Below are 25,902 nucleotides of genomic sequence, written 5' to 3' on the forward strand. Positions count from 1 at the left end.
TTGGTAGACGAAGGTCAACTTCAAGAAGAGCTAGGAGTGTCAAAGTCGAGCAGCGGAGCGTACATTAGTACGTGAGCAGCGGAGATCTTTAGACACGACGACGCCAATTCTTGAAGTTCACCGAGTATATTAGTGCTAATGAATTATTATGATAATATAAAGGTGATGCATAAAAAAATTGTGGCGATTATTGGTAGACCCAATGTAGGGAAGTCTACGCTCTTTAATCGTTTGGCTATCAGAAAAAAGGCTATCGTACATGATCTCCCGGGGGTAACACGTGATCGAAAATATGCTGATGCTCAAATTGGACCATTCGATTTTACGGTAATTGATACTCCTGGTTTAGAAGAAGTGGAAGGTGCGAAATTAGAATATAGAATGATGCAGCAGACTGTAGAAGCCATTCTAGAAGCAGATTTACTATGCCTTATGGTGGATGGCAAAAATGGTGTATTACCGGAAGATAAGTTTTTTGCTAATTTTATCAGAAAATATGATAAAAAATCTGTGTTGATTGTCAATAAATGTGAAGGACGGTTTGATTTTGCTAAAGAATACTACAAGCTTGGTTTTGATAATGTAGTGCCAATTTCTGCAGAACATGGTGTTGGTATGGCAGATTTACACGATGCAATAACTGAAAAATTAGGAGATGAGGAACTAGAGGAAGAATTAATCGACCCAATAAAGGCTGACTATATACAAATAGTGGTGAGTGGTAGACCAAATGCAGGAAAATCTACTTTTATTAATAGTATTATTAATAATGAAAGATTGTTAACAGGACCTGAAGCCGGTATAACAAGGGAATCTATAGAAATTGATTGGCTATATAATGATAATAAATTTAAATTAATTGATACGGCTGGTCTAAGAAAAAAGGGAGCTATTAACAAGTCCTTAGAAAAATTATCAGCTTCTGATACCATTAATAGTATTAAGTTTGCTAATACTGTTATTCTGATGGTTGATGCACAAATGAATTTGGAGCAACAAGATCTAAATATTGCTAGTTATGTTATAGAGCAAGGCAGAAGCCTGCTTATAGTAGTTAATAAGTGGGATTTAATTGAAGGGAAAAATAGAGATAAATTTAAGGAAGAATTTTTTTATAAGATGGAAACCAATCTACCACAAGTTAAGGGAGTATCGATAATATTCATATCAGCCTTAAAAAAGCAGAATATTAATATGGTATTAGATGAGGCTATAAAAGTTTATACTTTATGGAATAAAAAAATTGCTACTAGTAAACTGAATAATTGGTTAGGTTTTGCACTCGAGCAACATCCGCTGCCCTTACAAAAAGGTGGTAGACGTGTTAGAATTAAATATATGACCCAAACAAAAACTCGCCCACCAACTTTTAAATTATTCTCTAATAATCCTGAGAAAATCACGGATAGTTATACTAGATACCTTGTAAACAACTTGCGGGAAGCTTTTAATTTACCCGGTGTGCCAATAAGATTTACTTATACTAAAACTGAGAATCCATATGTAAAGTCATAGGTCTAATGTAAGTAGAGTCAATTAAATTTTATTCAGAAGATAACCAATTATTTTGAAAAAGAGTTTATCATGAATAAGGGATAGTACTACTTCTATGGTAATTAATATTATAATGATCCATTCAAGTCTAGTTGAGTGTTTATAGTTTAAGTCATTTGACAAAATGTTATAGAGTTCATGGATCATGTTCAGTCGATGGTTAAGAATATTCTGACGAATTTGAATATCTTGAAACTCTGCAGTCATTAAGTATAAAGGTTCATAACTAGGACGACGCCAAAAAAATTCAGGAGTATCTAGTATATCGCTGTGTAAATTAATGGAATATCGTTCGTTAAATAATATGCCAATTTGTTGAGATATTTCCTTTTTTGAAAGTGATACACTGCCAGTGCTGGCTAGTTCTTGTTGAATAGGCGTTGTTTTTACAATTAAATTACTTACTGATTTTTCTAGTACACTAAGCTTAACTGACTGAGCTAAAGCATGAGATATAGATAATTTTATAAAAGTTGATTTATCTGCTAGAATGATTTGGTTTTTTTCTTCATCTATAAAGGTTTTACCTGTAGTTTTATAATAATCAAAATAAATAAAGTCAGACATTATCTCGTCAGTTTGATTAGCTTGCAGAGCTACTATATCGTCTAGAATCATTTTCTCTTGGCTTTCTTCAGCTCCCCATATAGTAACACAGCCAAATGGGAAAAAGAAAACATCTATAGGGTCTAAGTTTTTTACTTGTTCTTTTTGAATATATAGTACATCATCAAAGTGTTTAGGTTCAAGACCAATCTTATTGAGATTTATTACTAAGTCATTCATCTTATATTCAGAAGTCGTACAGTAGGAAGCACATCTCATATAATAAATAATTTATAGCAAACAACTATTGCATCAGTATAATATAGTATTATAAAACTTATAAAGTCAATTAAAATATCATAGTTGGTAATTATGCATGAAATATTAACAAATAGAGCAATTATTGAAGTTGTGGGTGATGATGCGATGAATTTTTTGCATAATTTGACAACTAATGATATAAAAAATAATGATTATTGTTATAGTTATGCTCTAAATAATCAAGGAAGGTATTTATTTGATTTTTTTGTATTAAAACTATCATCAACAAGGTTTTTTATTGATATAAATGTTAATCAGTCTGATTTATTTAAAAATCACTTAGTGCACTATAAATTACGTGCTAAAATTGAAGTGAATGACTTAACTAACATCTATCAGGTTATTTACTCAAAACAACAGCTGGAATTTAATGGATACAAAGACCCTCGTTATGATCAACTCGGTTTTCGTTCCATTGTTAGTAAAGATGTACCAATAACTACAGGAACAGCAGGACTATACCTGCAAGATAAATATAATTTTGCCATAGTCGATGGCTATGATGATTTAATTGCCAACAGATCTATTCCAATCGAATATGGTGCTGAAGAACTGAATTCTATAAGTTACACTAAGGGTTGCTATATTGGACAGGAAGTTATTTCAAGAACAAAATACCAAGGAGTAGTAAGGAAAAAAATATTTAAATTATACTCTCCTTCCCCTTCGAATTGGCTTCGTAAAACTGTGGGGGATTCGCGTGCTCACGTACTAGATGTACGCTCCGCTCACTCACCCCTTGTTTTACGTTCCAATTCGAAGGGGAAGGAGAGTATATCTGCTACTACAGACAGTTTAGATATCTCAAAAGATGATGAAATTATTGCCAATAATATAAAAATTGGTACAATATGTTCGATTTATCAGAACATGGCAATAGCTTTAATTAGAGTAGACGACTATCATGTATCGCAAAACACAGTTATTACTGTAAAAAACTTAACCGTTTCTTTGGTTGTTCCACCTTGGCGTTACAGATAACTATTTTGTTATTGCGAGGAGTCACTTTTGACAGTTGTACTCCTAGAACCTAAACGGGTTAGCTATAACTTGGTCATTACTTGGTTACTTTTTTGATTATTATGGTAGAGTGTTGTCGTGTTTTGCCTAATTCAGGTAATTGTGGCTGTACTGGAGTTAAACCTAATTTCTCATAACCACCACATATTCTCACAATGTTCTCCAACTCTTCTAATGCTGTACTACTTGCATCTGCTGTTTTCTCTCGTTGATATTCTGTTGCATGGGTATCATAATGTTTTCCTACAAACTGACTTGCTAGATCAGGATATAGCTCAGCAAGTTTGTGCAATGATTTTCTTTCTTGGGCTAGTAAGTTAGGTAATGATTGTAATTTAGCAGTTGTCCGCTCAAGAGTCTCATAATCAAAATACTCGGACAATCCAACTTCCAGCTCTTCAATGGTTGGTAGGGCAGTTTTTATATTTTCTGGCAAGCTTTCAGTCAACTTATATTCAGCAAGACCAATTGGCTTAGTCATGTCCCGTAGTGCATATTCGGCTTTGATTTGTTCTCCTTTATCCTTACAAAGAATTAAGCCTATAGATGGATTATCAGTTGAATGTTTTAATTGTTCATCAACAGCTGATAAGTAGAAATTTAATTGTCCTACATCACGAGGAGAAAATTTACCTGCCTTGAGCTCAATAATTATAAAGGCTCTAAGATGCAAATGATAGAATAACAGATCAATATAATAATCTTCATTTCCTATTGATAATTTATATTGTCGTCCCACAAAGGCAAAGCCTACTCCAAGTTCAAGAAGAAATTTTTCCATATGAGAAACTAACGCTTTTTCAACTTCTCTTTCATGTGCTTCATTGCCTATGCTAAGGAAGTCAAAAATATATGGATCTTTTAGAGTATGATGGGCTAAATCTGACTGCGGAGATGGTAATTTATTTTTAAAATTTGTTATAGCTTGACTCTGACGTTTATGTAGAGCTAATTCAATTTGCATAACCATTACATTTCTTGACCAACCATATGTAATAGAGTGCTTAATATAAAAAAGACGAATCTCTTTATCTATTACCTTATCTAGTAAAGTAATATTATGATACCATGTTAATTGTGCAAGTACCTCTTGCACAAATGTAGGTTCAGGATATTCTTTAGCAAATTGTCGCATATATTTAAGGTTTCTAGTGCTAAATCCTTTCATTTCAGGAAAAGCAGATATTAAATCACGACTAAGTTTGTCAATTATTTTAGTTCCCCAGGCATGTTGCTCTTGACGAGTCAAAATCTCGCTACCAATATGGTGATATAAAATTATCAGCTCTTTATTAACAGATCTTGCTGCTTGATAGCGACTTGTAGCTACACGGACTTTTAACTGTTCTAAAAACTCTTTATATTCTGTAGTTATAATATTTTTATCCATGGTATTTCTATTAATTTATTGATTACCTAACTTAATTACTATAACTTCAGCTCTAGATAATGATAACTCTTTAAAAAAATGTGGGCAAGAGTAATGTATTGAAGAATGAAAAAAATAAGCAATCCTGCAGAAATAATGAAAATTGCTATTAGTGGAGCATAAAAATCTGTTATATATATAGTTAACCCAACAGTCTCCTAGGAGGCTGCAGTATTAGTAGCAACGAGAAAGAACAGCAAGGTGTATCATAATGAGTAAAATCATATTTCTAAATGGATGTGGCTCTGCTGGTAAAACATCTATCGCAAGAGCAATACAGTATTTAAGTAAGGATTCTTGGCTTACTTTTGGTATAGATACTTTTATTAGTATGACACCATTACCATGCTCATCTGATGATAAACCGGATGTTAGATACTTTTCCTTCGTTCCGGGGATAAATGATCGTGGACCAACCATGCGTGTTGAAACTAATCCAAAAGGTGAACAGCTCTTTGGTATCATGCCAGATTTTGCCAATCTACTTGCAAGTCGTAACAATAACCTTATCATTGATGAAGTCTTATTTGAAGATGCTTGCCTCAAATCTTATATAAAAAGCTTGAATGGCTATATTGTCTATTTTGTTGGAGTTTTTTGTGATCTTTCAGTGATGCAGGAGCGAGAAATTTTACGCTGTGATCGTGCTATAGGTTTATCAAATGACCAAATAGATAGAGTCCACGTAGGTAGCCTGCGAGAATATGATTTAACAGTTGATACTACGAGCAAGTCACCTTTTGAGATTGCCAAGCAAATTCTGATTTTTGTAGAGGAGAATCCTGCACCACAAGGTTTTATAACTATGCATGAGAGATTACAGTTATGACGCTTCCCTTAAAACCTTTTTATTTTTTACGTCATGGTGAAACAGATTGGAATCGACACCATATTTACATGGGTTCGCAGGATATTCCTCTTAATCAAACTGGAGAAAACCAAGCACGGGAAGCCTCTGATATTCTTGGAAAAAAGGGTATAAAGCATATTGTTACAAGCCCGCTTATGAGAGCATACAGGACTGCTGAGATCGTCAATGAAAAGCTAAAGGTTGATATTATAATTGTCCCGGAGTTAGCAGAATGTTGTTGGGGTGAATATGAAGGCAAGTCCGTTGATGATAATATTGGGAAAAGATGGCGAGATGGCAATACTCACCAAGGAGCAGAATATGTAAATGATTTTGACAAGAGAGTTTTGTGTGCTTTAAATAGTACGCTCAGCTTTCAAGAACCCGTTTTAATTGTTGCACATAGTGGAGTTTATTATGCTATCCAAAGACTTTTAGGATGGCCAATTATACATCTTAAAAATTGTTCTGCTATTTTTCACAGTCCACCAATCGGACAAAGTCAATTATGGTCTATATGTGAACTAAGTTAACCTCAGGTTAGTTGTGAGGAGGAGATTTATGAGTAATATCAAAATTCGTTACTGTGCAATGGAGGACCTCTCTTGCATGTTGCCTCTCATGGAACAACTTGGGTATAGGTCTTCAGAGGATGAATTAAAAGCAAGATTCCAAAGATTCACAAAAAACGATGGTTATGGCGTTGCTGTAGCATGTTTAGAATCCCAAATTGTTGGGTGGGTTGCATGGTCTAAATCTCAACTTTTTATATCAGATAAAACAAGATTTCATATTGAAGGAGTTGTGGTTGATGAATGTTACCGAGGTCAAGCTATTGGAAAAAGACTGATGGATTTTGTAGAGGATGTTGCACAACAGTCTAGCCCAAGCATCGTTGATTTAACCTCTGGTCTTAGGCGTGCCAAGGATGGAAGTCATGAGTTTTATAAAAGCCTTGGTTATCAGAATAAGGGTCTGATGGCAAAACTATATTTAAGGAAAGAAATTGAATGAGTGAATCAAAATCTCTTTTAAAGCCAAATGCATGGGAGGCTTTTTACAAAGAAAAATTTTATAAACCAGCAAGAGAGTTTGTTGTTGAATTCTTTAAAAAAGTTGAATTACTAGATAATCAAAAAATACGAGGTACAGCTATTGATTTAGGGGCAGGAGTGGGACATGAAACATTTTTGTTATTAGAAAAAGGTTTCAATGTTATTGCAGTAGACAACCAAAAAATGGCTTTTGATTTTATGTTTATTAAGTATCCAGAAATTGTTAAATATAAAGATCATTTTAAAACTTTAATATCTTCTTTTGAAGAGTTAGATTCTCAAGAATTACCAAATGCAGACATCATAGTTGCTAGCTTTTCTGTACCGTTTTGTAAACCTGAATATTTTGAAAAATTTTGGAGTAATATTGTAAATAAGATTGATTCAGGTGGTTATTTTGTTGGAAACACTTTTGATCCCGAGATTGTAGCTTTTTGGGAGGAGGATAAGAAAAATATGACTTTTCATACAAAAGAGCAAACAATTGATCTTTTTAAAGAGTTTAACATTATTAGTTTTAAAGAAGTGAAGACTACACCAAAAGAGGATGGGAAAATTGATCATTATTATGAAGTTATAGCCAAGAAAAAATAATACCATTTCCGAAAACTAATCATCATATCGTCGTACTTCATGATCTCTGCTCCTCATGTACTAGTTGTCCAGTAGTGTGACGATCCAGTACTCGACACTCGTACTCCGAGTAGCAATTTAGTCTTGGGAAATGGTATAAGATAAACCTTGTTACAGGATATGTTATGAATATTCATTTTGAAAAAGCTAACTTAAGTCATAAAGACACTATTTTTAACTGGTTAAAAGAACCCCATGTTCAGGAATTTTGGGATAATAGCCAAGAACATAAAGATGATATTTTAAATTTCATCAACGGTCGTATAAAACCTTCAAGTTACGCAGATGGTCTATACACGTATTGGATTGGGTGTATCTATAACGAACCTTATTGCTTGGTCATGACACTACAAGAAAAGCAGGAATATTCTATACCACTACTCAAAAAAGCTTATCTTTCAAAGCATGGTCACACCTATAGCATGGATTATACCATTGGTAATATAGCCTATTTTGGCAAAGGATTAGGGGCAAAGACTTTAGAAGTATTTATTGATTTTATTAGAAGTAGTTATGATAGCCAAGTTGATACTTTTTTTATCGATCCAGATGTCACAAATCCAAGGGCTAGACATGTTTATGAAAAGGCAGGATTTAAATATATCGATGATTTTATTATGGAAGGAGATGGTGTATTTGCTGGACGCAAAACACATTTTTTAGTAAAGCGATTGTAATCAATGGTACGAATTAATACCAAAATAAAGAATACAGTAAAGTTTCAGGAAAATATTTTAATCCGGCTTGCTGAAACTACTGACATCTAATCATTTGTCGCTCTGTCATATAAAAAGCGTCGTGCTTATGAAAAAGTTCAGCCACAGTTTTGGAAATATGCCGGTCCTGAAGCTGAGAAATCTCAAAAGCAATGGTTCGAAGAGTTATTGAGGTTAGACGATCACATTATGCTAGCTGCAGTTTACAAAGAAAAAATATTAGGTTTCATCATCGGTAGATTAATGTCAGCACCAAAAGTCTATAACCCGGGTGGACTAACGCTTATGATCGATGATTTTTGTGTGGAAAGTAAACACGATTGGAATTCTATTGGTCAGAAATTGATTAAGGAAATCAAGAAACTCGCAAAAACTAAAAATGCTACTCAGTTTCTTGTCGTTTGTGGTGCATATGACGAACCCAAACGTAATTTCCTTAAAAGCATGGGCTTAACTGTAGCTTCTGAATGGTATGTGGGAAGAATTATGTGATTACAGGAATGAATCATGTTACTTTAGCTGTAGTTTGATCAGTCTTGTGAGTTTTTTCGTAATACTCTGCTGTTTTAAATAATTATTTTTTTAATATCATGGATTCACGTATTAAATGGTAATACTTGCGTTCGCCCGCCTCTTGTTTGTTGTTTCCATTCTTCAAATCATTATGGGTATACTCCCCAAATCTAACTTAAAACAATGGAAATCAGTTGTGTTTATTATGAATTGTATTATAATAAACTATTTAGAGGCTTTATTTTAACCTGGGGTTATCTTAAGGCACGAATATTACTGACTTTAAATTAACCTACTCCAATTCGGGATAAGAATTAACTAATAGACTTGCTGCATAAATTAAAGATAGTTGAGGGATTTTTAGGAGAAAAGAAGCCGAGTACCGCAGCGTACAAAGACGTACGTGAGGAGCGGAGGCGAGTTTCGACGACAAAATCACCAACTAGATTGACTTATGCAGTAAGTCTAATTCTTATCCCGAATTCGTGTGACTACGTGGGAATGACATCCTAGGTCATTAAACCGATGTCTTACATCGATATTTGAGGTTAAATTAGTAGATTTAAGGATGGTTATGTATAGAATTAACTTTATTATTATAATCTTATCTTTCATGCTTACAGGTTGTCTGCCAGCTGTTTTTACTGCAGCAACTACCTCTACTCTTGCAGTTGCAAAAGATCAATCAATTGCGGAGACAATTGATGACGTAAAAATAGCTACAAAAATCAAAGCTTCTTTTATAAAAAATAATTTCAGGGAATTATATACTAAGATTAAGGTTGAGGTAAATCAGGGTAGGGTACTACTGACTGGAATCATAGACAAAAAAGAAGATGCATTAAAAGCTGTGGAAATTGTGTGGGGTGAAAAAGGAGTTTGTGAAGTTATTAATGAACTAATAATAGATAAAAAAAGTGATCATTTTGACTTAGTGCAATATACTAAAGATGCTATGATTACTAGTCAGATCAAGGCTAGAACTTTTGTTAACCGAGATATAAAATGGGTAAATTATACCATTGTTACAGTGAATGATATAGTATATATATTTGGTATAGCAAGGTCTGAGGAAGAATTAGAAAAAGTTACTTCTATTGCTTCCCAGATTAATGGTGTGGCAAGGGTTGTCTGTCATGTTAAAATAAAAGAAACTGAAGAAAATGATAATAAATAATCTCAATTCGATATAACTTGTTATATTAAATTCAGGTTAAATATGATATAAATGAAAGTGAAATTTAGATATATTCTTTTGTTGCTAGTTTATTGTATAGGGCTTAGCTCTTGTTCTACTAAGCCTAGTCTATATCGTAAATTATCGCAGGAAGATCCTAAAAATGTTCATTATAAGGGGCATTATAAGATAGGTAAAAAATATACTATCAAAGGTAAGACTTATAAACCTAAGGAAGATATTAATTGCAACCAAGTAGGTATAGCATCTTGGTATGGTTCTAAGCATAAATTTCATGGAAAAAAAACAGCAAATGGTGATACATATAATAAACATATGCTAAGTGCAGCCCATCCTAGTTTGCCATTACCTAGTTTGGTTAAAGTGACTAACTTAAGTAATAATAAATCTCTTATTCTTATGGTTAATGATCGCGGTCCTTTTAAAAAGAACCGTATTATAGATGTTTCGGAAAAATCTGCTGAAATTTTAGGATTTAAAAAACAAGGTACAGCAAAGGTTAGAGTACAATATATGCATAAGGAGACTAAAGAATTTTTGAATAATATTGCTTTAAAGCCTAAGGAAAATTGTATTGCAAAAAAGAAAGTAGCCAATCCTAAATGTAGCGTTAATTGTCATATTAAATTAGTAAATCTAAAACATAAATTGGCAGTTAACCCTTGATGATTTTTGTATTATAGTGTATTCCCAAATTGGAAAACCAATTCTTCAAGCTTTTATAGGAGTATACATGATTGTTTTTGGGAAATATAAATTAAATAGTCCTCAGTATCTTGAATCTTATAGGAAGATGTTGTTGCTTAGAAGATTCGAAGAAAAATGTGGGCAGTTTTATGGTATGGGTCTAATAGGTGGGTTTTGTCACTTATATATTGGACAAGAAGCGATAATTACTGGTGTGGATTTAGTAAAACAGCTTGGTGATAGTACTATTACCAGTTACAGGGATCATGCTCATATTATTTCAGCAGGGACTGAAGCAAAATACGTATTAGCAGAACTGATGGGTAAAGAGACTGGTTGCTCGAAAGGTAAGGGTGGTTCAATGCATCTGTTTGACGTAGAAAACAAATTTTACGGTGGACATGGTATTGTAGGGGCTCAAGTACCTATAGGTACAGGTCTAGCTTTTGCTGAGAAATATCGAAATACTAATAATATATGTTTTACTTTCTTGGGAGATGGGGCAGTTAATCAAGGTCAAGTATATGAAGCTTTTAATTTAGCGGCGTTATGGCACTTACCTGTAGTTTATATTATTGAAAATAATCAATATTCAATGGGTACTTCAGTAGCTCGTTCTACCTTTATTACTGACCTTTACAGAAAAGGGGAGTCATGTGGTATTACGGGATTTAAACTAAATGGTATGTCGTTAGAGTCAGTTTATGATTATGTTCGGCAGGCTGCGGAGTTTGTTAGAAATGATGGTGGACCAATAATATTAGAAATGGATGCTTATCGTTACAGAGGACATTCAATGTCTGATCCAGGTAAATACCGTAGTAAGGAAGAAGTGGAAAACTATAAAGAACAGGACCCATTATCACAAGTGAAAAATATAATTCTGGCTAATAAATATGCTAGTGAAGAGCAGTTAAAAGAAATTGAGAAAGAGGTTAAAGAGGTCATTGCAGAAGCAGTTGAGTTCTCAGAAAGATCGGCATTACCGGATGAAGAAGAGCTATATACGAATATTTACGTTGAATGAGTAGAAACATGTTACAAACGACAGTACGGGAAGCCTTACGTGCAGCAATGCAAGAAGAAATGTTAAGAGATAATAGTATCTTTATTATGGGAGAAGAAGTTGCTCAGTACCAAGGAGCGTATAAGATAACCCAAGGGTTATTAGAGCAGTTTGGTTCAAAAAGGGTAATTGATACGCCAATAACAGAACATGGTTTTACTGGTATGGCTATCGGAGCGGCATTTGCTGGGCTTCGTCCCATTGTTGAATTCATGACATTTAATTTTGCTATGCAAGCAATGGATCAAATAGTTAACTCTGCAGCTAAAACTCATTATATGTCTGGTGGAACTATTAAATGTCCAATAGTATTTCGTGGACCAAACGGGGCAGCAAGTCGAGTTGCTGCCCAACATAGTCACAATTATACAGCTTGTTATAGTCATATTCCGGGGCTTAAGGTAGTAGCTCCCTATAGTGCAGAAGATCACAAAGGGCTTCTAATGACTGCTATTCGTGACGATAACCCGGTTGTTTTTCTAGAAAATGAAATTCTCTATGGTCATAGTTTTGAAGTCCCAGAAATAATAGAACCAATTCCATTTGGTCAGGCTAAGAAACTTATTGAAGGTGATGATGTTACCATAGTAGCATTTTCCTTACAAGTTAAGTTGGCTTTAGATGCAGCAAATAGCTTGTATGATAGTGGTATTAACTGTGAGGTAATCGACCTAAGAACTATCAAGCCCTTAGATATAGAAACTATATTAGAGTCGGTTAAAAAAACTAATCGGTTGGTTGTTATAGAGGAAGGCTGGTTTTTTGCAGGTGTTGGTGCAACTATAGCTAGTATGGTAATGAACCAAGCATTTGATTATCTAGATGCTCCTATAGAGATTATCTCGGGTAAGGATGTTCCTCTACCATATGCTATTAATCTAGAGAAATTAGCACTGCCAACTATAGAAGATGTTATTAGTGCTGTGAAGGAAGTGTGTTATACTAGCTAGACTTCAAGAATTAAGGTCGTCAGTTTAACCATTACCGATATCATTCCCGCGTGGGGATCACTAGTATGTTATTCCCTCGTAGGCGGAAATCCATAATATCTAACAACCTTTGCAGGTTATTTTTTAGATTTCCGCTTTGCGCTGGAATGACATCTTTTTGCCATTTAATAGTTTGGGGATGTATTTAGTAATATACTAATAATTTGGTCGATAAGATCAGAGTTAGTACTAATATAATCTTCAGTTAACTTTAATAACTCAAGCAGATTGGCTTGAGAAGCATTATCCATAGCACTTGTCTTTTTATCAAGCTCAAATTGTAGGCGGCAGGAATTACCATAAATTTCCCCTAATTCAGCATTATACAAACCTTGAGCTTGCATCATTCTGCTAATCAAATTAGCTTTTAGTACCCAACCAATAACCCCTGATTTACATAAATCTTTTGACTCTATGCCTAGTTTTGTCAATCCTGTACCAAGTGATATGAGTACGATATCTTTTTGAGTTAGTGTATCATCTAGTTCATAAGCTAAATTAGCAGCTGTCAACTCAGGATTACTGGCAAACATACCCCCATCTACTTGATAACTGCTGTTATTATACGCATTAGTTAGAAGCTTTGGTGCAAAGAATATAGGGGCAGCACTGCTAGCTGCTGCAATATTACTTATCAAAAAATCATTATTAGGGTCTTTAAGTGCCTGCTTTCTAGTCCACACCTGTGGTAAATTAGTATCCAAATTATAGGAAGTAACAGCCGTAGGGCTTATTAGTTGGCTCATCCTAGTATTACCAAAAAGCCCTATTAATATCTTGTCATATTGACTCCGATCGTATTTTGGTCCCCAAAGACCAAAACCAGTATATATTTTTCTAAACATGGAAGCGTAAAAAATATCTTTAGACTTTTGCATATATAGATCTAAAATGTCAGAAGCTTTATATTTGGGCTGTCCTGATTCATTAGGTGTCGTGAGAGCTAACACCACAAGTCCACCTGTAGAAGTACCTACCATAAGGTCGAATAATTCACAGGCAGGTTTACCACTTCGATTCTCAAACTCTGCAACAATACGTGCTGGTATAATACCCTTAACCCCACCGCCATCTATTGATAGTATTCTAACAGCTTTCTTTTTATTTTTAAGAATAGATATATTTTTTGTTACTAAAGGACATAAGTTGGCAGAAATTACAGGAGAGTCTTTTTTGCTATATTGCACCTGTTTTCTAGGAGTACAAGCAGTAAATACTACTAATATAAGTAAGAATATCATGACATTTTTCATAATAACCTAAGAATATTTAATTAATTTATAAAAGTTAAGACTTAATTTTATAGACACTATAAAATACATATACTCAAGTGATTTGAGGAATTAGATTTGAAAATGAATGGTGAGCATGCGAATCCATGATATTTTTAAAAAACAATTCGTAGGAGCAGAAAAGTATATTTCGTTATCAAGAGAATTCAGGTTATATTATTCTATATTTTTACTGCCCTGACCATCAAGGCCTTTAGTTCCATCCAGCTTTGCATTAACTAAAGATATTTTACTAACAAAGGCTTTAATGAAATTAACATTTGTTAAATCAGTATCATTAAAATTTGTATTATAAAGTTTGGCAGATTCTAATTTGCTACCGATAAGCGATGATTTACTAAAATCTGTGTTATTTAGATTTGCCATAGTTAAGTCAGTATTTTGTAATATACAACTCTGAAGCTTAGAATTAGATAAATCTACCCTTTTAAGAATAGAGCCTGAAAAAATAGTTTGATTAAATACAAGATCTAGTAAATTTAAATCTTGTAAATTCATATTTGATAAGTCTTTTACCTGCTCTAAATCTTTTACAGAATATATAATATTTGTTGATTTAAGCTTATCAAAGTCTTGACTATTTAATACAATATTTCTGTTAAAATCTGAATTAACAAAATTACCATCTTTATAGCTCACATTATTTAGTTGAGAATTTATAATTGATGAATTATCAAAGGTTACTTCTGACAACTCTGAATTTATGATAGCCATTTGATAAAAATTACTATCAACAAATTTGGTACTATTTAAAACAGTATTCTGCATAAGCACTTTAGTAAAATTCACCTTATTAAATTGAGTACTAGAGAAATTAGAGTTTATTAACTCACTATTAGTCAAATCAGAATTAATAATAGTTGCTTGTTTGACATAGCTATTATTCAGTAATATACCAGTAAGATTACTATTCTCAATATCGCTATTAACAATGTTAATTTTATTTAACTTAAGCAAAATGCTACTGCAATTCTTTATTGATAGATCCTTTATGCTAGTGTTATTAAAGTGAGTATTATCCATAATACTCTTTTGAATTTGCACTTGCTGCAGTTGTGCATTATTAAAATTGGTATTTTCAAAATTACAACTTTCAATAATTGCATTGGTAAAATTCACAGACTGAAAAGAAGAAAAAGAGAATAACGAGTTAGTAAGCTTTATATTTTTTAATTGAGCCTGATTAATAATACCATGAGTAAAATCTGAATTATTAATAATCGCTCCAGTAAAATCTACCCCTGTTAGATCTACAGATTCACAATAACAATTAGTGATACTAGCGTAATTAGCTAATATTTGCCGTAAATCTGTACCATAAAAAATAGAGTTTGATATAACCGCCTTTTTAAAACTACTTTTTCCTAAATTGCTTTTCTGAAAATTAGATTTACTTATAATACTATCATCAAATACAACTTTAATAAGATTGGCATTTTCAAAATTAACATTTTCTAAATTAGCTTTGATAAAATCAGTGTCCTCAAAATTTGATTGAATAAAATTACTATTTTCCAAATTGGCATTTTCAAATATAGATGCTTGAAAATCTGAGCCATAAGCTGATATATTTTTTAATCTAGTATTAGAGAGATCACTTTCTTGAATTACAGATTTTGTTAGAACTGCATTCTCAAAATTTGCTCCTGAGAAATCCACACGTGATATTTCACAGAAACTTAAATCAACACTAGAAAGGTCTTCATCTGTCAGTTTAACACCTAATAATTTTAATCCCCTTAAATTTGAACCAAATTTACTTTTAATATTTACTCGTACCTTATTTTTATTCTGCTCTATTATATAATTCCTAATAACAAGACTTTGACTATTAGATAATAAACCATCTGCATCTCTCGGAGAATCCGAACATCCGGTAAGGAATAAAAGTAAAGCTAGAATAAAGAATTTTAGTTTAAAATACTCGCCAACAAAAGAGATGTTACTCTTGCTTCCTTTAACGTCATTTCCGCCGTAGCTCGAATGACACCGAGGCTGCTTAAAGATATTACAGAGCATTCTTTCTGTTTACACCTGTTATATAATGATATAAAGAAGAAAATATTAATATCTTCACTAAACCAGTTGGTATAAATACTATAAACCCACTATAAATAGCTTGTTTAATTCCTATAATTGTTGTCAACCAGCTAACTCCCAAAAAGTAAATTATAACGTGACCAATAAGACAGCTAAAAAACCCTGCTAAAAATCTCTTAGTAAATTTTTCAGACAACCTACTATTAATTATACCCATAACAGGAGCTGCCAATAACATTCCTATAAGATAACCACCTGTTGTACCAAGAAGAAAATATAAACCACTGGATAATTTTGTAAACATTGGCAGCCCTACTATTCCGGCTGTAAGATAAGTTAAAATCGTAGCAAAACTAAGTCGAGGGCTATAAGTAAAAGCAATAATACTAACCACCACAGTTTGCATAGATACTGGTACTGGCTGGGTAGGAATAATAATCTGAGCTCCAGCAAAAAGAGCTATTACCCCCATCATCACTTTAATAACAACTACAGCATGCTTATTAGCTATAAAATTTGCTAGAGTTTTCTTATTCGTAACTGTCATAAATTTCCTCTTCGTTAAATTTATTATTAGGAATATGTAAATTGAGTAATTTCAATTTACGATGTAAAGCCGAACGTTCCATACCTACAAAGGATGAGGTCTTAGAAATATTATTATTAAACCTATACATTTGAGCAGCTAAATATTGCCTTTCAAAAATCTCTCTTGCCTCTCGAAGTGGCATGGTCATCATATCAACATTATCTTCCTGCTTTGCAGAACTAGCACTATTAACTAGAATTTCTGGTGGTATCATAGATGGTTTTATTACTTCATTATTATTTGAAGATAGTGGATTCATAATTAAAGTCCATTCTATCACATTGCGTAATTGCCTTATATTACTTGGCCAATTATAAACTTGCAGAGCTGCAATAGTTTCATCAGAAAATTCACGTGCTTTTAAACCAGAAAACTTAGCAAGTTGCTTAACAAAATATTTGACTAATACAGACATGTCATCTTTTCTATCATATAAAGATGGTACTTTTAAGGAAATAACATTTAGGCGATGATATAAATCTTCCAATAGTTCACCTTTACTTATTTCTTCTTGTATAACCTTAGAAGTTGCAGCAATAATCCTTATATCTAATTTTATTGCTTTGCTTCCCCCCTTATGAAACATTTGATCTTGCACAAATTTAAGCAATTTTACTTGTACCGAAACTGGCAAACCACTAATTTCATCTATGTATAAAGTACCATTATTTACTATTTCTAATATCGAAGGACGTATAACGCCTTGGTTCTCTATTCCTTCAAATAATTCTTGATGGACTCGGTCAGGATTCATGCATACTGGACTAAAGATTACGAAAGGAGCATTGGCCCTTTTTGATTTTTTATGAATTAACCGAGCAGCTAGTTCTTTACCACTACCAATTTTACCTTGAATCAATACTCTACTAGTAGCTAAAGCAGCTTTTTCAATATCAGACTTAAGCTTAGCTGTAATGTGAGAGTTACCTATAAGCTCAGTTTTATCAATAACCTTTGATTTCAGATCAAGATTTTCACGCTTTAACTTAGCTGCTTCACAGGCTCTTTTTAATAAAATCACTAACTTATCATGACTAAATGGCTTTTCTAGATAGTCATATGCCCCCATTTTGATAGCATTTACTGCAGTTTCAATAGTACCATGTCCACTAATAACTATCACAGGCATTAGTGGATAGCGTTTTTTTACTATTTCCAAAATCCCAAGTCCATCAAGTTCACTACCCTGGAGCCAAATATCTAGAATAATTGCCGAGGGGGTTCTTTCCTGGAGTATTTTAAAAGTTTGAATACTATTAGCAGCGGTCTTGGTAGTAAATCCTTCCTCTTTTAAAATATCTGAGACTAAATCTCTAATATCTGCTTCATCATCAACAACAAGAACATCTATAGACATTGATTTTTCCTAAAACTAATTATTGAAATTATACGTTAATAGCTTACATAAAAGAAATCAACTAATTTTTATAACATTTTTACCACATAATCAAAATTATACATATTAAGCCCACACCAAGGCATGCGAATTCGTGATAAGACTATACTATTTAAGAACTTGTTTTATAAGAGGAACAGTAATAGCTCGTTTATGAACTAATGCAAAATGCGTTATTATCCCTAATAATTTTATCATTTGATCAAATTGCCTCGGCAAATTAATTAATAAATATTCAATTACACAGTCAGATACTTTAAGCGATTGATCGGAAAAATACTTAAAGATTAACTTGGTCATTAACTCATCATCAGGCTGGTTTATTTCTAATCTTACAACAGCATTAATTCTTGAGGATAAATCCTGTAACGCAAAATTACTAGCTAAACTTCCTGTAGTCATCAACAAATATTTACGACACTCACTTATTAAATTAAAACAATGGAGAACTTTTCTTTCATCCCAAAATTCTATATCTTCCATAATAAAAGCATTATACTGCATTATATCTTCTGCACTAAGTATATCTAAATCTTTTTTTATAAAAAATGCATTCGACAAATTTTGCCATATTTTACTAAGATAGGTCTTACCAGAGGATGGTGGTCCGTAAATCAAAACTGTAAACTCATACGGTTTACTTCCCCAAGATACAGACCAGTTTTTGATTGAATTGTATGCAACTTGATTAGAAAGTGAATTAATAAAATTATCTAGAGCATATAGATTATTACTAAATAATGGTAATATATATTGCTGGGAGTTTGGCATAATTAATGTTTAAGTCTTATAAAACTTACTGGATTTATAAAAGTCGATAGCGGCTAAAAACAAAACTTTTATTATACTAGCAATTGGCACAGCAAAAAATATACCAATAAAGCCAAATAGGTTACCCAGTGCTAGAACCGCAAATATTATCCAAAGAGGATGTAATCCTATCTTATCACCTATGATTTTTGGTGATAAAATATACCCCTCAACTATTAGACCAATCAAATAGATAATTATTATATAAAATAATTTATTGACCATACCAAAAGTAAAATAACTAACAATCATGGTAAGAGAAAAGGATATAAAAACTCCAACGAATGGTATAATTATTGAGAAACCAGATAATATCCCTAATAATACACCTAGATCTACGCCAAGAATCGATAAAGAGATTCCATAGTAAACTGATAATAACAAACAAACATTTAGTTGTCCTCTTATATAAGCAGATAAGGAACAATTAATTGCTGATAATATTTCTTGAATTTTCTTTTTACCTTTTAAAGGTAGCAAGAGGTCTATATTCTTTGCCATTGTTAGCCAATCCCGTAAAAAATAAAACAATATAAGCGGTATTAATAAAATTAACATAAATAAATTGATTGTTATCTTTGTCACATGCCAAATATTATTAGCAAGACCTGTGATAAGCAAAAATATGCCATTAACAAAATTACTAATAGAATCTTTTATCTTATCGGCAATATTTGGATCTATTGAATAAACTTTTGCCGTAATAACCGGTATTAATTCAGTTTGTAAGTAATCTTTATAAGCAGGAATCTTACTAATAAGTAGAGTTGTTTGTTGATATATGATAGGCAACACTACCACAACCACTATAGTAAAAATACTGAAAAACAGCAAAGAAATTACCGAAACTATTATAGTTCTAGATAGTTTATATCGTAATGAGAGATTATCAATTATAGGATGTAATATATATGATATTATCCCAGCTATAAGAAATGGCATCAATATATCAGAGATCAAAGTCAAAGTTACTATAACAGTCCCAATAACAATAACCCAAAAAATAACTTTATCCAAGATTATGCCTTTTCTTTATTCATGTTTTTTTCGATACTTGCACTATAGCAGGTCTAACTAACCTATCTTTTATCTTGTAGCCTGATTGCATAATACCTATAATACTATCTTGATCATATTCATCTGATACTACTTGTGAAATTGCGTGATGTATATTGTAATCAAACTTTTCCCCTAATAATGGCTCTATTGATTCTAAACCGTGCTTTTTTAGTATGCTAGTCAATTCACTTTTAGTCATTTCTACCCCGGTAATAATACTAGCTAGATCACCTTCCGTATTTTGTGGCTTATGCTCCAAGGCTCTAGAGAGATTATCATTAACACTTAGCAGATCTTTAGCAAAAGAGAAAATGGCATAGTCTTTTGCATCTTCAATTAATTTTTCTAAACGTTTCCTAGTATTGTCAGATTCAGCTATTGTCCTTAACAGTTTATCCTGTAAAATTTCAATTTGACTTTTCAAGCTAGCAATCTCTTGCAAACTATCTTGCAAAATCAGGGTATCTGTAGGATTTTCCTCTATTTCATTTACTAGCTGAGCATCATTGTCAACTTTAATTTCTTGGTTACCATTATTCTTCTCATGTTGTTTTTCCATATTTACAGCCTTTTTTCTTGCAAAAATCTATTTTCTTAACATATAGTGTAAATCTTTGTATTTTCAAGTCAATTTTAATTAAGTAATAATCCATGAGAGCTTTTAATAGAAAGAATAATCAATTACGCAATATTTCAATTGAACCTTCAGTTCTGCTTAACGCTGATGGTTCGTGTCTTGTTAAGTTCGGCAATACCCATGTAATATGTAGTGCAACATATGAAACAAATGTTCCGCCATTCCTACGAGGGCAAAATCAAGGTTGGATAACTGCTGAGTATGGTATGTTACCTCGCTCAACCCACCAACGTATGAAGCGTGAATCAACGCAAGGAAAACAGTCTAGTAGGACACAAGAGATTCAAAGACTAATTGGCAGATCGATGCGTACGGCAATTGATCTAAAAGCCTTGGGAGAAAAGCAAATTATCATTGATTGTGATGTAATTAATGCCGATGGTGGAACTAGGACAGCAGCAATTACTGGTAGCTATATTGCACTTCATTTAGCGATTAGATCATTAATTGCTAGAAAAATACTTAAAACTAATCCTTTAATTAGCCAAGTAGCCGCTATTTCATGCGGTATATATAAAGGACAACCCATAGTTGATCTTGATTATTTAGAGGATAGCAACGCGGAAGTAGATGCCAATTTTGTTTTCTCAGGCAATGGAAATATAATAGAAATTCAAAGCACAGCAGAAAAAACCCCCTTTTCCGAAGAGCAATTTTATGATATGCTAAAATTGGCGAGGTTTGCTTCCTCTGATCTATTCAAGCTACAAAACCAAATATTATTAAATAGCACAATTTAATATTTTTACATGGAATATTTATGACTATAAAAGAATTTTTTACTAAATATTCGGAATTAAATGTTGAAGATTTAAAAAATCTTTTAGTTGATCGTGTTAAGGGTCTTAACATAAATCCAGCAGACAGTAAAGAAAAACTTATACATAATATAATCAAAACACCTGAAAAATCTATAGATCCAAAGGGTAGCCTTGAAAAAGCTGGTGTAATAATAGATATAATGGAAAAAGTTGTATTGCAGCATGCGGGTGATTTTCTAAAAGGAGCTCATGTAATGGTTGAGGACAATGGAGATATGTATGATACCTTAAAAGATTTAGGATTAGTTAAAGAACGAATCTCTTCACATCATAGAGGTAATAAAGCTGAGCCAGATGCATCAGTGCAAGCTGGAGAAATATTTAGGGAATTTTTAGTTGGAAAAACGAAAGACGGGAAAACATGGTTTCAGCTAGAAGCTCATTCTATAGGAGGGCTTAGCAATTTTATAAAACATATGATAGATTATGTGACTTATGTATTAACCGGCAAGAATGTTGGGCAATATGGCCTTTCAGAACACGTGGACAGCAAACCTATTACACTTAAGACTAAAGAAGTTAAGGAAAGAACACAAAAGAAAACTCCTACTACAACTGCCAAATTTGTACAAAGAATAGGAGATGAAAAGAGAAAAACACAACATATTGAACGTTAATATCATCGTTCGTAGTTAATACTTACTACATATTAACTATTGGCTGTGCAAATTTCCCTGTAAATATACATTTTAGCCTTGCTTAGCTTTAAATCTTTTGATTTTCTTGTTTATTACAAGGATTTTACCTTTTCTTTTTACAACCTGACAATCTTTATCTCTTTTCTTTAAAGATTTTAACGAACTTACAACTTTCATATAAAACTATCCTTGGTATTACTTGCAAAAACCTAGAAAGTGATATAGTCAATTGATGAGAAGTTGGTGACGTCGTCACTCGTCGCTCGCCTATTACATATAGGCGTCGCTCCATCGCTCCTAGCACCAAATCCTCCTGAATTGACTATAAATCAACCTTCAAACTTTCACTAGCTTAAGTTTAAAAAGTAATAATAATATTTTTTATCAATTCAGTCAACCTAAAAACTTCTTTAGAGTAATTTAAAAGTCGGGATGTACTGCGATGTAGAGAAATCTAGCTTGTATAAAAAAATTATTACGGTATTCTAACTTTTTTCCAATATTAATTTTATGTTAACTCCTTTAAAATTATTCGTTATTTGGTTATTTGGACTAACTAGCGGGTTTACCTTAATGATTACAGGTAATACTTTAAACTACTGGTTGGCCAAGGAAAATATTGACTTACAATCTATTGGTATGTTTGCTTTTATCATAATGCCCTATTCTATTAACTTTTTATGGGCTCCTATTTTTGACACTATATATTTAGGTCAATTAAGAAAACTGCTTGGTCATAGATTATCTTGGATTTGTCTAATCCAGATTTTGTTGGCATTTACTATTTTTCTTTTAAGTACCATGAATCCTCACCACAGTCTAATATTGTTTGCACTAGTAGGCTTGATAATATCATTTTTAAGTTCAGCTAAAGATAGTATCCTAGGGGCTTTCAGAACCGAAATTATTGCAAAAGAATCTCAAGGAGCAGCTTCTGGAATTTATATTTTTGGCTACCGCATTGGTATGCTAATTTCAAGTTCTGGAGCTATCTATCTGTCAAGCTATTTAGGATGGAATAATATATATAAAATTTTTGCCATTTCTGTACTTGTTTGTTCTGCTATTTTGGTTACAAGTATCTTGCGGTTAGAACACGACTTAGCCTCAAAAACTTATCCAGATCATAAAATAAATATTTCAAACTTTGTACAAAATATCTTAAGACCTGTAGGGTCTTTTTCCTTAGTCTTTTTAATAATAGTTTTCCTTATTTTATATAGATTACCAGATGATTTTATTACTATGATGATGAACCCCTTCTTAATACATCTTGGTTATAACGAATTTGAAATAGCCAGTGCAGGGAAATTCTTTGGCATAATATCTACAATAATTGGTGGACTAATAGCCAGCTTAGTGATGAAAAAAAAGAATATCTTAGATAGCTTGCTGATATTTGGCGTAATTCATGCAATCGCACATACCTCACTTATTGTGCATGAGATTTATGGCAAAAATCTACCATTATTCTTTATTACCACAGTCTGTGAAGGTATAACTTGCGGGATGGCTATGACAGCTTACATTGCTTTTATAGCTTCAATATGCACAGGCAAATTTCGTGCCACTCAGTATTCATTTTTTTCTTCTATGATGGGATTTTCAAGATCGATTTTTCCAGCTCTTTCAGGATATATTGTCGTACAATTTGGATGGAAAAGCTTTTTTACATTTATTATTATAATCACAATTCCTTCTCTACTTCTGCTACTAAAAATCAGCTCACTATTAAAAGCAAAAATGAAATATTAAATGTAACCATGAGTTCTATTACGTTGTTGGTGTCGGGATAATGTCTTTTGTTTTGTTGATACTACTGTGTTTGTTTCAGGTGGAGTGTTGTTCACATGATGTTTTAAGCTACTCTGAATCTGTGTTAATTCACCTATAGAGTCGCTTGCCTCAGGGGGGATAATGGTTTGTGACATATTGATAGCACATCCTTGATTTTTTGCTACTTCTTGTAGCATTGCCTCGTACTGACCCTTGGTCACAGGGATAGTGTAAATATTATCCCCCCTTTGTATATAGCCTATAGCATCTTTATCATCGTCAGTAAACTTTAATGATAATGGGTTGGTTATTTCTACTAGTTTTCCTTGCTCATTATAGTGAGTAGTAAAATAAAGTGCCTTCGAGCTTGCAATATTTTCACCTTTCTCGTTTTGCACTGGGAACGAAAAATGTACAGCTGTACCAGGTGGTTTGATGGCTAATGGTAGATTAATATTACGATAATTGGTAATCTCTTTTTCTGTTACGCAATCCTCTAAAATTACTTTAGTAGAAGTCTTGACCGTAGTTTCTGTTAGTTCAAATAATTCTTGATCTTTGACTTTAATAATCCTTGATCTGGTATCAGTTATATTGTCTATTGATGCCTGCTTGCTCCAAGTTAACGGCTTAAAATTATTAGCCTGATGGATTTTTGCATAGCTTTGCACTTCGTCATTCATGGCTTGAGTAACAGCGCTCTTTGTAACGGAGCTAGCCCAGGTTTTTTGTATTAATTCGTTGTTATTTTCTATAAACTCTTTAAATTGCTGAGAATTAATAGCAAGATTGCTAACAGCAACTCCTGTCTCACTCTTAATATTTGCTTCAGCTAGGACGTTTTTTAAGGTTGTTTGTTGTTTAGCAATAATTTCTTGTCTAAAAGCTAATGTTACCAAATCTACTTTGATTGGGGTTACTTTGCAGGGTACGGGCTGAATTTCATTAGCTCGAATTTCAGTAGTTGCAGTTGTTGCATCACTAATATGCATAACGTCTAGTGCTTTTCTAGATATTTGCACAGATGATTCTAGATTATTTGCAAGATTATTAGCTTGTATTGATAGTGCTTGTTTTCCTTGCTTTACTGCCTCTCTTATTGTGTGGGTTATTTCTTTAATTAATAATACTTCTCGAGCTTTATAGTCTAAAATATACTCTATTTTCTTTTCTTTTCTTAATTTTAATTTTTTGGTTTGGTTGATTATATTGTTAAAATAATCGGGATGTTCTTGGACTAATTCTCGTAATTTTGGTGTGTTAATTTTTCCTTTTGTTACTAAAAGACCCAATTTAATTTGCAACCCATATTCTTTTAATGATTGTTGTCTCTTTTGCATAGTCTCTTTAAGAGCATCTTTAACATCAGCAATCTTTATGTTTTCTGGGGCTATGTCCTTAAATTTCTGGTGCATTGCCATTTTCGCCCAATTTGCTAGTGCTTTATCACTATAATATTTTGATAATTCAGCAAAGCTATTATCAATAGTATCATTTAAATCAACTTGGGCAGTATCAAGTAAACCTTTTACAAATAACTCATTATACTTTAGGCTACTTGGGAATTCTCTAAAATGATTAGTTGGACCTAGTAAGGGCATATGTCTAGACCAAGAATTTGGATGGATGTTATCCTCTAATTGGTCAAGACTTCCAGCAAAATCTATACGAACTAGTTTGGGAAGAATGGTAGAATCTTCGGGGTCTCTTATAACTCCTATGTTACCTGTATGAATATCAAAGTCACCTATTAATAAGCTAGTTGGAGCTATTTTATCAAAAGAACTATAATGAAGTTCTTCAAAAGCTTTGCTTAAAGTATTAGATAATAATTCTCTTGTTCCCATGAAAATCGGTCTTCCCCCATCTTTTCGAAGCCAACCACTTGGTTTAGTTTTTGTAGACATGTGTTTATCCATATCTACATACATATCACCACTATAATTCTTAAAAAATTCAGACCGTACATATACCTCAGAGCCATCACTTTGAAGTCCTCCTTCCTGATGTACTTTTTCGGTAAGATGATCAGGTACAGTGAGAGAAACTTTAGCTCCATGATTTGGGTTTGTTGCTTGAAAAATTTGTGAGCCTAGAAACTCTGATATATTTTTTCGAGAATCCCCTTCGCTTTTAATCATGGATAGAAGGTCATCAGAACTTTTGTATATTCCTCCTAATTCTCCACCATCATTAGCTCCAAGTGATTTCTTTGCCAAATAATTCCAACCGATAAATTTTGATATCAATGGTGTTGTCATATTATC

The 25,902-nt window shown here is 32.8% G+C and carries 24 protein-coding genes and 2 pseudogenes; 15 read left to right on the forward strand and 11 right to left on the reverse strand.

The window, feature by feature from the left end; all coding sequences use genetic code 11:
* Positions 1 to 165: 165 nt before the first annotated feature.
* Positions 166 to 1,515, forward strand: coding sequence for a ribosome biogenesis GTPase Der (gene der, locus AAGD26_RS00260; protein WP_341751732.1), 1,350 nt, complete (start codon positions 166 to 168; stop codon positions 1,513 to 1,515).
* Between the two features lie 21 nt (positions 1,516 to 1,536).
* On the opposite strand, the gene AAGD26_RS00265 is transcribed toward der, so the two are convergent.
* The gene (locus AAGD26_RS00265; RefSeq protein ID WP_341751733.1) at positions 1,537 to 2,340 is read right to left on the reverse strand and encodes an RMD1 family protein; all 804 of its coding nucleotides are present in this window, start codon (positions 2,338 to 2,340) and stop codon (positions 1,537 to 1,539) included.
* Between the two features lie 132 nt (positions 2,341 to 2,472).
* Here AAGD26_RS00265 and AAGD26_RS00270 point away from each other — a divergent pair, with 132 nt between their 5' ends.
* Positions 2,473 to 3,402 (forward strand): YgfZ/GcvT domain-containing protein, encoded by a 930-nt coding sequence (locus tag AAGD26_RS00270; protein WP_341751734.1) that lies wholly within the window; start codon positions 2,473 to 2,475, stop codon positions 3,400 to 3,402.
* A 397-nt stretch (positions 3,403 to 3,799) separates the two neighbouring features.
* Here AAGD26_RS00270 and AAGD26_RS00275 read toward each other — a convergent pair.
* Positions 3,800 to 4,831: pseudogene (locus AAGD26_RS00275) on the reverse strand (PDDEXK nuclease domain-containing protein); the annotation flags it as partial.
* A 250-nt stretch (positions 4,832 to 5,081) separates the two neighbouring features.
* Here AAGD26_RS00275 and AAGD26_RS00280 point away from each other — a divergent pair.
* The 10 genes and pseudogenes from AAGD26_RS00280 (at position 5,082) to AAGD26_RS00325 (ending at position 12,538) form a co-directional block, all read left to right on the forward strand.
* The gene (locus AAGD26_RS00280; RefSeq protein ID WP_341751736.1) at positions 5,082 to 5,699 is read left to right on the forward strand and encodes a phosphotransferase-like protein; all 618 of its coding nucleotides are present in this window, start codon (positions 5,082 to 5,084) and stop codon (positions 5,697 to 5,699) included.
* Positions 5,696 to 6,253, forward strand: coding sequence for a histidine phosphatase family protein (locus AAGD26_RS00285; RefSeq protein WP_341751737.1), 558 nt, complete (start codon positions 5,696 to 5,698; stop codon positions 6,251 to 6,253). Before AAGD26_RS00280 ends, AAGD26_RS00285 begins: the two co-directional genes overlap by 4 nt.
* 28 nt (positions 6,254 to 6,281) lie before the next feature.
* Positions 6,282 to 6,734, forward strand: coding sequence for a GNAT family N-acetyltransferase (locus tag AAGD26_RS00290; protein ID WP_341751738.1), 453 nt, complete (start codon positions 6,282 to 6,284; stop codon positions 6,732 to 6,734).
* Positions 6,731 to 7,369, forward strand: coding sequence for a hypothetical protein (locus tag AAGD26_RS00295; RefSeq protein ID WP_341751739.1), 639 nt, complete (start codon positions 6,731 to 6,733; stop codon positions 7,367 to 7,369). Before AAGD26_RS00290 ends, AAGD26_RS00295 begins: the two co-directional genes overlap by 4 nt.
* Before the next feature lie 164 nt (positions 7,370 to 7,533).
* Entirely contained in the window at positions 7,534 to 8,085 is a 552-nt protein-coding gene (locus AAGD26_RS00300) for a GNAT family N-acetyltransferase (protein WP_341751740.1), read from the forward strand.
* 207 nt (positions 8,086 to 8,292) lie between these two features.
* Complete coding sequence (locus AAGD26_RS00305) at positions 8,293 to 8,616, forward strand: GNAT family N-acetyltransferase (RefSeq protein ID WP_341751741.1); 324 nt, start codon at positions 8,293 to 8,295, stop codon at positions 8,614 to 8,616.
* Positions 8,617 to 9,211: 595 nt separating this feature from the next.
* The gene (locus AAGD26_RS00310; protein ID WP_341748215.1) at positions 9,212 to 9,814 is read left to right on the forward strand and encodes a BON domain-containing protein; all 603 of its coding nucleotides are present in this window, start codon (positions 9,212 to 9,214) and stop codon (positions 9,812 to 9,814) included.
* 72 nt (positions 9,815 to 9,886) lie between these two features.
* Positions 9,887 to 10,501, forward strand: a pseudogene (locus tag AAGD26_RS00315) (septal ring lytic transglycosylase RlpA family protein); the annotation flags it as partial.
* 67 nt (positions 10,502 to 10,568) lie between these two features.
* Positions 10,569 to 11,549, forward strand: coding sequence for a pyruvate dehydrogenase (acetyl-transferring) E1 component subunit alpha (pdhA, locus tag AAGD26_RS00320; protein ID WP_341751743.1), 981 nt, complete (start codon positions 10,569 to 10,571; stop codon positions 11,547 to 11,549).
* An 8-nt stretch (positions 11,550 to 11,557) separates the two neighbouring features.
* The gene (locus tag AAGD26_RS00325) at positions 11,558 to 12,538 is read left to right on the forward strand and encodes a pyruvate dehydrogenase complex E1 component subunit beta (RefSeq protein WP_341751744.1); all 981 of its coding nucleotides are present in this window, start codon (positions 11,558 to 11,560) and stop codon (positions 12,536 to 12,538) included.
* Positions 12,539 to 12,702: 164 nt separating this feature from the next.
* Here the strand turns inward: AAGD26_RS00325 and AAGD26_RS00330 are convergent, their stop codons facing one another.
* From AAGD26_RS00330 to grpE, 7 genes are all read right to left on the reverse strand, one after another.
* Positions 12,703 to 13,830: a patatin-like phospholipase family protein gene (locus AAGD26_RS00330; RefSeq protein ID WP_341751745.1), complete on the reverse strand. Its 1,128-nt coding sequence runs from the start codon at positions 13,828 to 13,830 to the stop codon at positions 12,703 to 12,705.
* Between the two features lie 195 nt (positions 13,831 to 14,025).
* Positions 14,026 to 15,888 (reverse strand): pentapeptide repeat-containing protein, encoded by a 1,863-nt coding sequence (locus AAGD26_RS00335; RefSeq protein WP_341751746.1) that lies wholly within the window; start codon positions 15,886 to 15,888, stop codon positions 14,026 to 14,028.
* Positions 15,878 to 16,456: a biotin transporter BioY gene (locus AAGD26_RS00340; protein ID WP_341748228.1), complete on the reverse strand. Its 579-nt coding sequence runs from the start codon at positions 16,454 to 16,456 to the stop codon at positions 15,878 to 15,880. The genes AAGD26_RS00335 and AAGD26_RS00340 overlap by 11 nt, the downstream gene beginning before the upstream one ends.
* On the reverse strand, positions 16,440 to 17,855 hold the full coding sequence (locus AAGD26_RS00345) for a sigma-54-dependent transcriptional regulator (protein ID WP_341748227.1): 1,416 nt from the start codon (positions 17,853 to 17,855) through the stop codon (positions 16,440 to 16,442). The genes AAGD26_RS00340 and AAGD26_RS00345 overlap by 17 nt, the downstream gene beginning before the upstream one ends.
* 147 nt (positions 17,856 to 18,002) lie before the next feature.
* Positions 18,003 to 18,665, reverse strand: a complete 663-nt coding sequence (locus tag AAGD26_RS00350) for an HdaA/DnaA family protein (RefSeq protein ID WP_341751747.1) — start codon at positions 18,663 to 18,665, stop codon at positions 18,003 to 18,005.
* A 9-nt stretch (positions 18,666 to 18,674) separates the two neighbouring features.
* The gene (locus AAGD26_RS00355; protein WP_375331866.1) at positions 18,675 to 19,721 is read right to left on the reverse strand and encodes an AI-2E family transporter; all 1,047 of its coding nucleotides are present in this window, start codon (positions 19,719 to 19,721) and stop codon (positions 18,675 to 18,677) included.
* Between the two features lie 19 nt (positions 19,722 to 19,740).
* Positions 19,741 to 20,322: a nucleotide exchange factor GrpE gene (gene grpE, locus AAGD26_RS00360; RefSeq protein WP_341751748.1), complete on the reverse strand. Its 582-nt coding sequence runs from the start codon at positions 20,320 to 20,322 to the stop codon at positions 19,741 to 19,743.
* Between the two features lie 92 nt (positions 20,323 to 20,414).
* Between grpE and rph the strand changes: the two genes are divergently transcribed.
* Together rph and AAGD26_RS00370 are read left to right on the forward strand one after the other, a co-directional pair.
* Positions 20,415 to 21,140 (forward strand): ribonuclease PH, encoded by a 726-nt coding sequence (gene rph, locus AAGD26_RS00365; protein ID WP_341751749.1) that lies wholly within the window; start codon positions 20,415 to 20,417, stop codon positions 21,138 to 21,140.
* Positions 21,141 to 21,160: 20 nt separating this feature from the next.
* Positions 21,161 to 21,838: a hypothetical protein gene (locus tag AAGD26_RS00370; RefSeq protein WP_341751750.1), complete on the forward strand. Its 678-nt coding sequence runs from the start codon at positions 21,161 to 21,163 to the stop codon at positions 21,836 to 21,838.
* A gap of 72 nt (positions 21,839 to 21,910) precedes the next feature.
* Here the strand turns inward: AAGD26_RS00370 and ykgO are convergent, their stop codons facing one another.
* Positions 21,911 to 22,036 carry a type B 50S ribosomal protein L36 gene (gene ykgO, locus AAGD26_RS00375; protein WP_094648811.1) on the reverse strand — a complete coding sequence of 42 codons (126 nt, stop codon included), beginning with the start codon at positions 22,034 to 22,036 and terminating at the stop codon, positions 21,911 to 21,913.
* Between the two features lie 333 nt (positions 22,037 to 22,369).
* Between ykgO and AAGD26_RS00380 the strand changes: the two genes are divergently transcribed.
* Positions 22,370 to 23,614, forward strand: a complete 1,245-nt coding sequence (locus tag AAGD26_RS00380; RefSeq protein WP_341751751.1) for an AmpG family muropeptide MFS transporter — start codon at positions 22,370 to 22,372, stop codon at positions 23,612 to 23,614.
* Here the strand turns inward: AAGD26_RS00380 and AAGD26_RS00385 are convergent.
* Positions 23,611 to 25,896 (reverse strand): Sca4 family protein, encoded by a 2,286-nt coding sequence (locus AAGD26_RS00385; protein WP_341751752.1) that lies wholly within the window; start codon positions 25,894 to 25,896, stop codon positions 23,611 to 23,613. The two genes, AAGD26_RS00380 and AAGD26_RS00385, sit on opposite strands and share 4 nt — an antisense overlap.
* Between the last annotated feature and the right edge of the window lie 6 nt (positions 25,897 to 25,902).

Origin of the sequence: Candidatus Tisiphia endosymbiont of Piscicola geometra, assembly GCF_964026415.1 — a bacterium.
In the GTDB taxonomy this organism is placed as follows: Bacteria; Pseudomonadota; Alphaproteobacteria; order Rickettsiales; family Rickettsiaceae; genus Tisiphia.

Excerpts from the sequence above, each read along its gene's own strand:
- AAGD26_RS00325 (WP_341751744.1), top strand. The coding sequence starts at position 11,558 with ATGTTACAAACGACAGTACGGGAAGCCTTACGTGCAGCAATGCAAGAA.
- AAGD26_RS00345 (WP_341748227.1), bottom strand. The coding sequence starts at position 17,855 with ATGTCTATAGATGTTCTTGTTGTTGATGATGAAGCAGATATTAGAGAT.
- AAGD26_RS00335 (WP_341751746.1), bottom strand. The coding sequence starts at position 15,888 with ATGCTCTGTAATATCTTTAAGCAGCCTCGGTGTCATTCGAGCTACGGC.
- AAGD26_RS00285 (WP_341751737.1), top strand. The coding sequence starts at position 5,696 with ATGACGCTTCCCTTAAAACCTTTTTATTTTTTACGTCATGGTGAAACA.
- AAGD26_RS00340 (WP_341748228.1), bottom strand. The coding sequence starts at position 16,456 with ATGACAGTTACGAATAAGAAAACTCTAGCAAATTTTATAGCTAATAAG.
- AAGD26_RS00290 (WP_341751738.1), top strand. The coding sequence starts at position 6,282 with ATGAGTAATATCAAAATTCGTTACTGTGCAATGGAGGACCTCTCTTGC.
- AAGD26_RS00265 (WP_341751733.1), bottom strand. The coding sequence starts at position 2,340 with ATGAATGACTTAGTAATAAATCTCAATAAGATTGGTCTTGAACCTAAA.
- rph (WP_341751749.1), top strand. The coding sequence starts at position 20,415 with ATGAGAGCTTTTAATAGAAAGAATAATCAATTACGCAATATTTCAATT.
- AAGD26_RS00280 (WP_341751736.1), top strand. The coding sequence starts at position 5,082 with ATGAGTAAAATCATATTTCTAAATGGATGTGGCTCTGCTGGTAAAACA.
- der (WP_341751732.1), top strand. The coding sequence starts at position 166 with ATGCATAAAAAAATTGTGGCGATTATTGGTAGACCCAATGTAGGGAAG.
- AAGD26_RS00295 (WP_341751739.1), top strand. The coding sequence starts at position 6,731 with ATGAGTGAATCAAAATCTCTTTTAAAGCCAAATGCATGGGAGGCTTTT.
- AAGD26_RS00330 (WP_341751745.1), bottom strand. The coding sequence starts at position 13,830 with ATGAAAAATGTCATGATATTCTTACTTATATTAGTAGTATTTACTGCT.
- AAGD26_RS00300 (WP_341751740.1), top strand. The coding sequence starts at position 7,534 with ATGAATATTCATTTTGAAAAAGCTAACTTAAGTCATAAAGACACTATT.
- AAGD26_RS00350 (WP_341751747.1), bottom strand. The coding sequence starts at position 18,665 with ATGCCAAACTCCCAGCAATATATATTACCATTATTTAGTAATAATCTA.
- AAGD26_RS00385 (WP_341751752.1), bottom strand. The coding sequence starts at position 25,896 with ATGACAACACCATTGATATCAAAATTTATCGGTTGGAATTATTTGGCA.
- AAGD26_RS00380 (WP_341751751.1), top strand. The coding sequence starts at position 22,370 with ATGTTAACTCCTTTAAAATTATTCGTTATTTGGTTATTTGGACTAACT.
- grpE (WP_341751748.1), bottom strand. The coding sequence starts at position 20,322 with ATGGAAAAACAACATGAGAAGAATAATGGTAACCAAGAAATTAAAGTT.
- AAGD26_RS00270 (WP_341751734.1), top strand. The coding sequence starts at position 2,473 with ATGCATGAAATATTAACAAATAGAGCAATTATTGAAGTTGTGGGTGAT.
- AAGD26_RS00310 (WP_341748215.1), top strand. The coding sequence starts at position 9,212 with ATGTATAGAATTAACTTTATTATTATAATCTTATCTTTCATGCTTACA.
- AAGD26_RS00370 (WP_341751750.1), top strand. The coding sequence starts at position 21,161 with ATGACTATAAAAGAATTTTTTACTAAATATTCGGAATTAAATGTTGAA.
- ykgO (WP_094648811.1), bottom strand. The coding sequence starts at position 22,036 with ATGAAAGTTGTAAGTTCGTTAAAATCTTTAAAGAAAAGAGATAAAGAT.
- pdhA (WP_341751743.1), top strand. The coding sequence starts at position 10,569 with ATGATTGTTTTTGGGAAATATAAATTAAATAGTCCTCAGTATCTTGAA.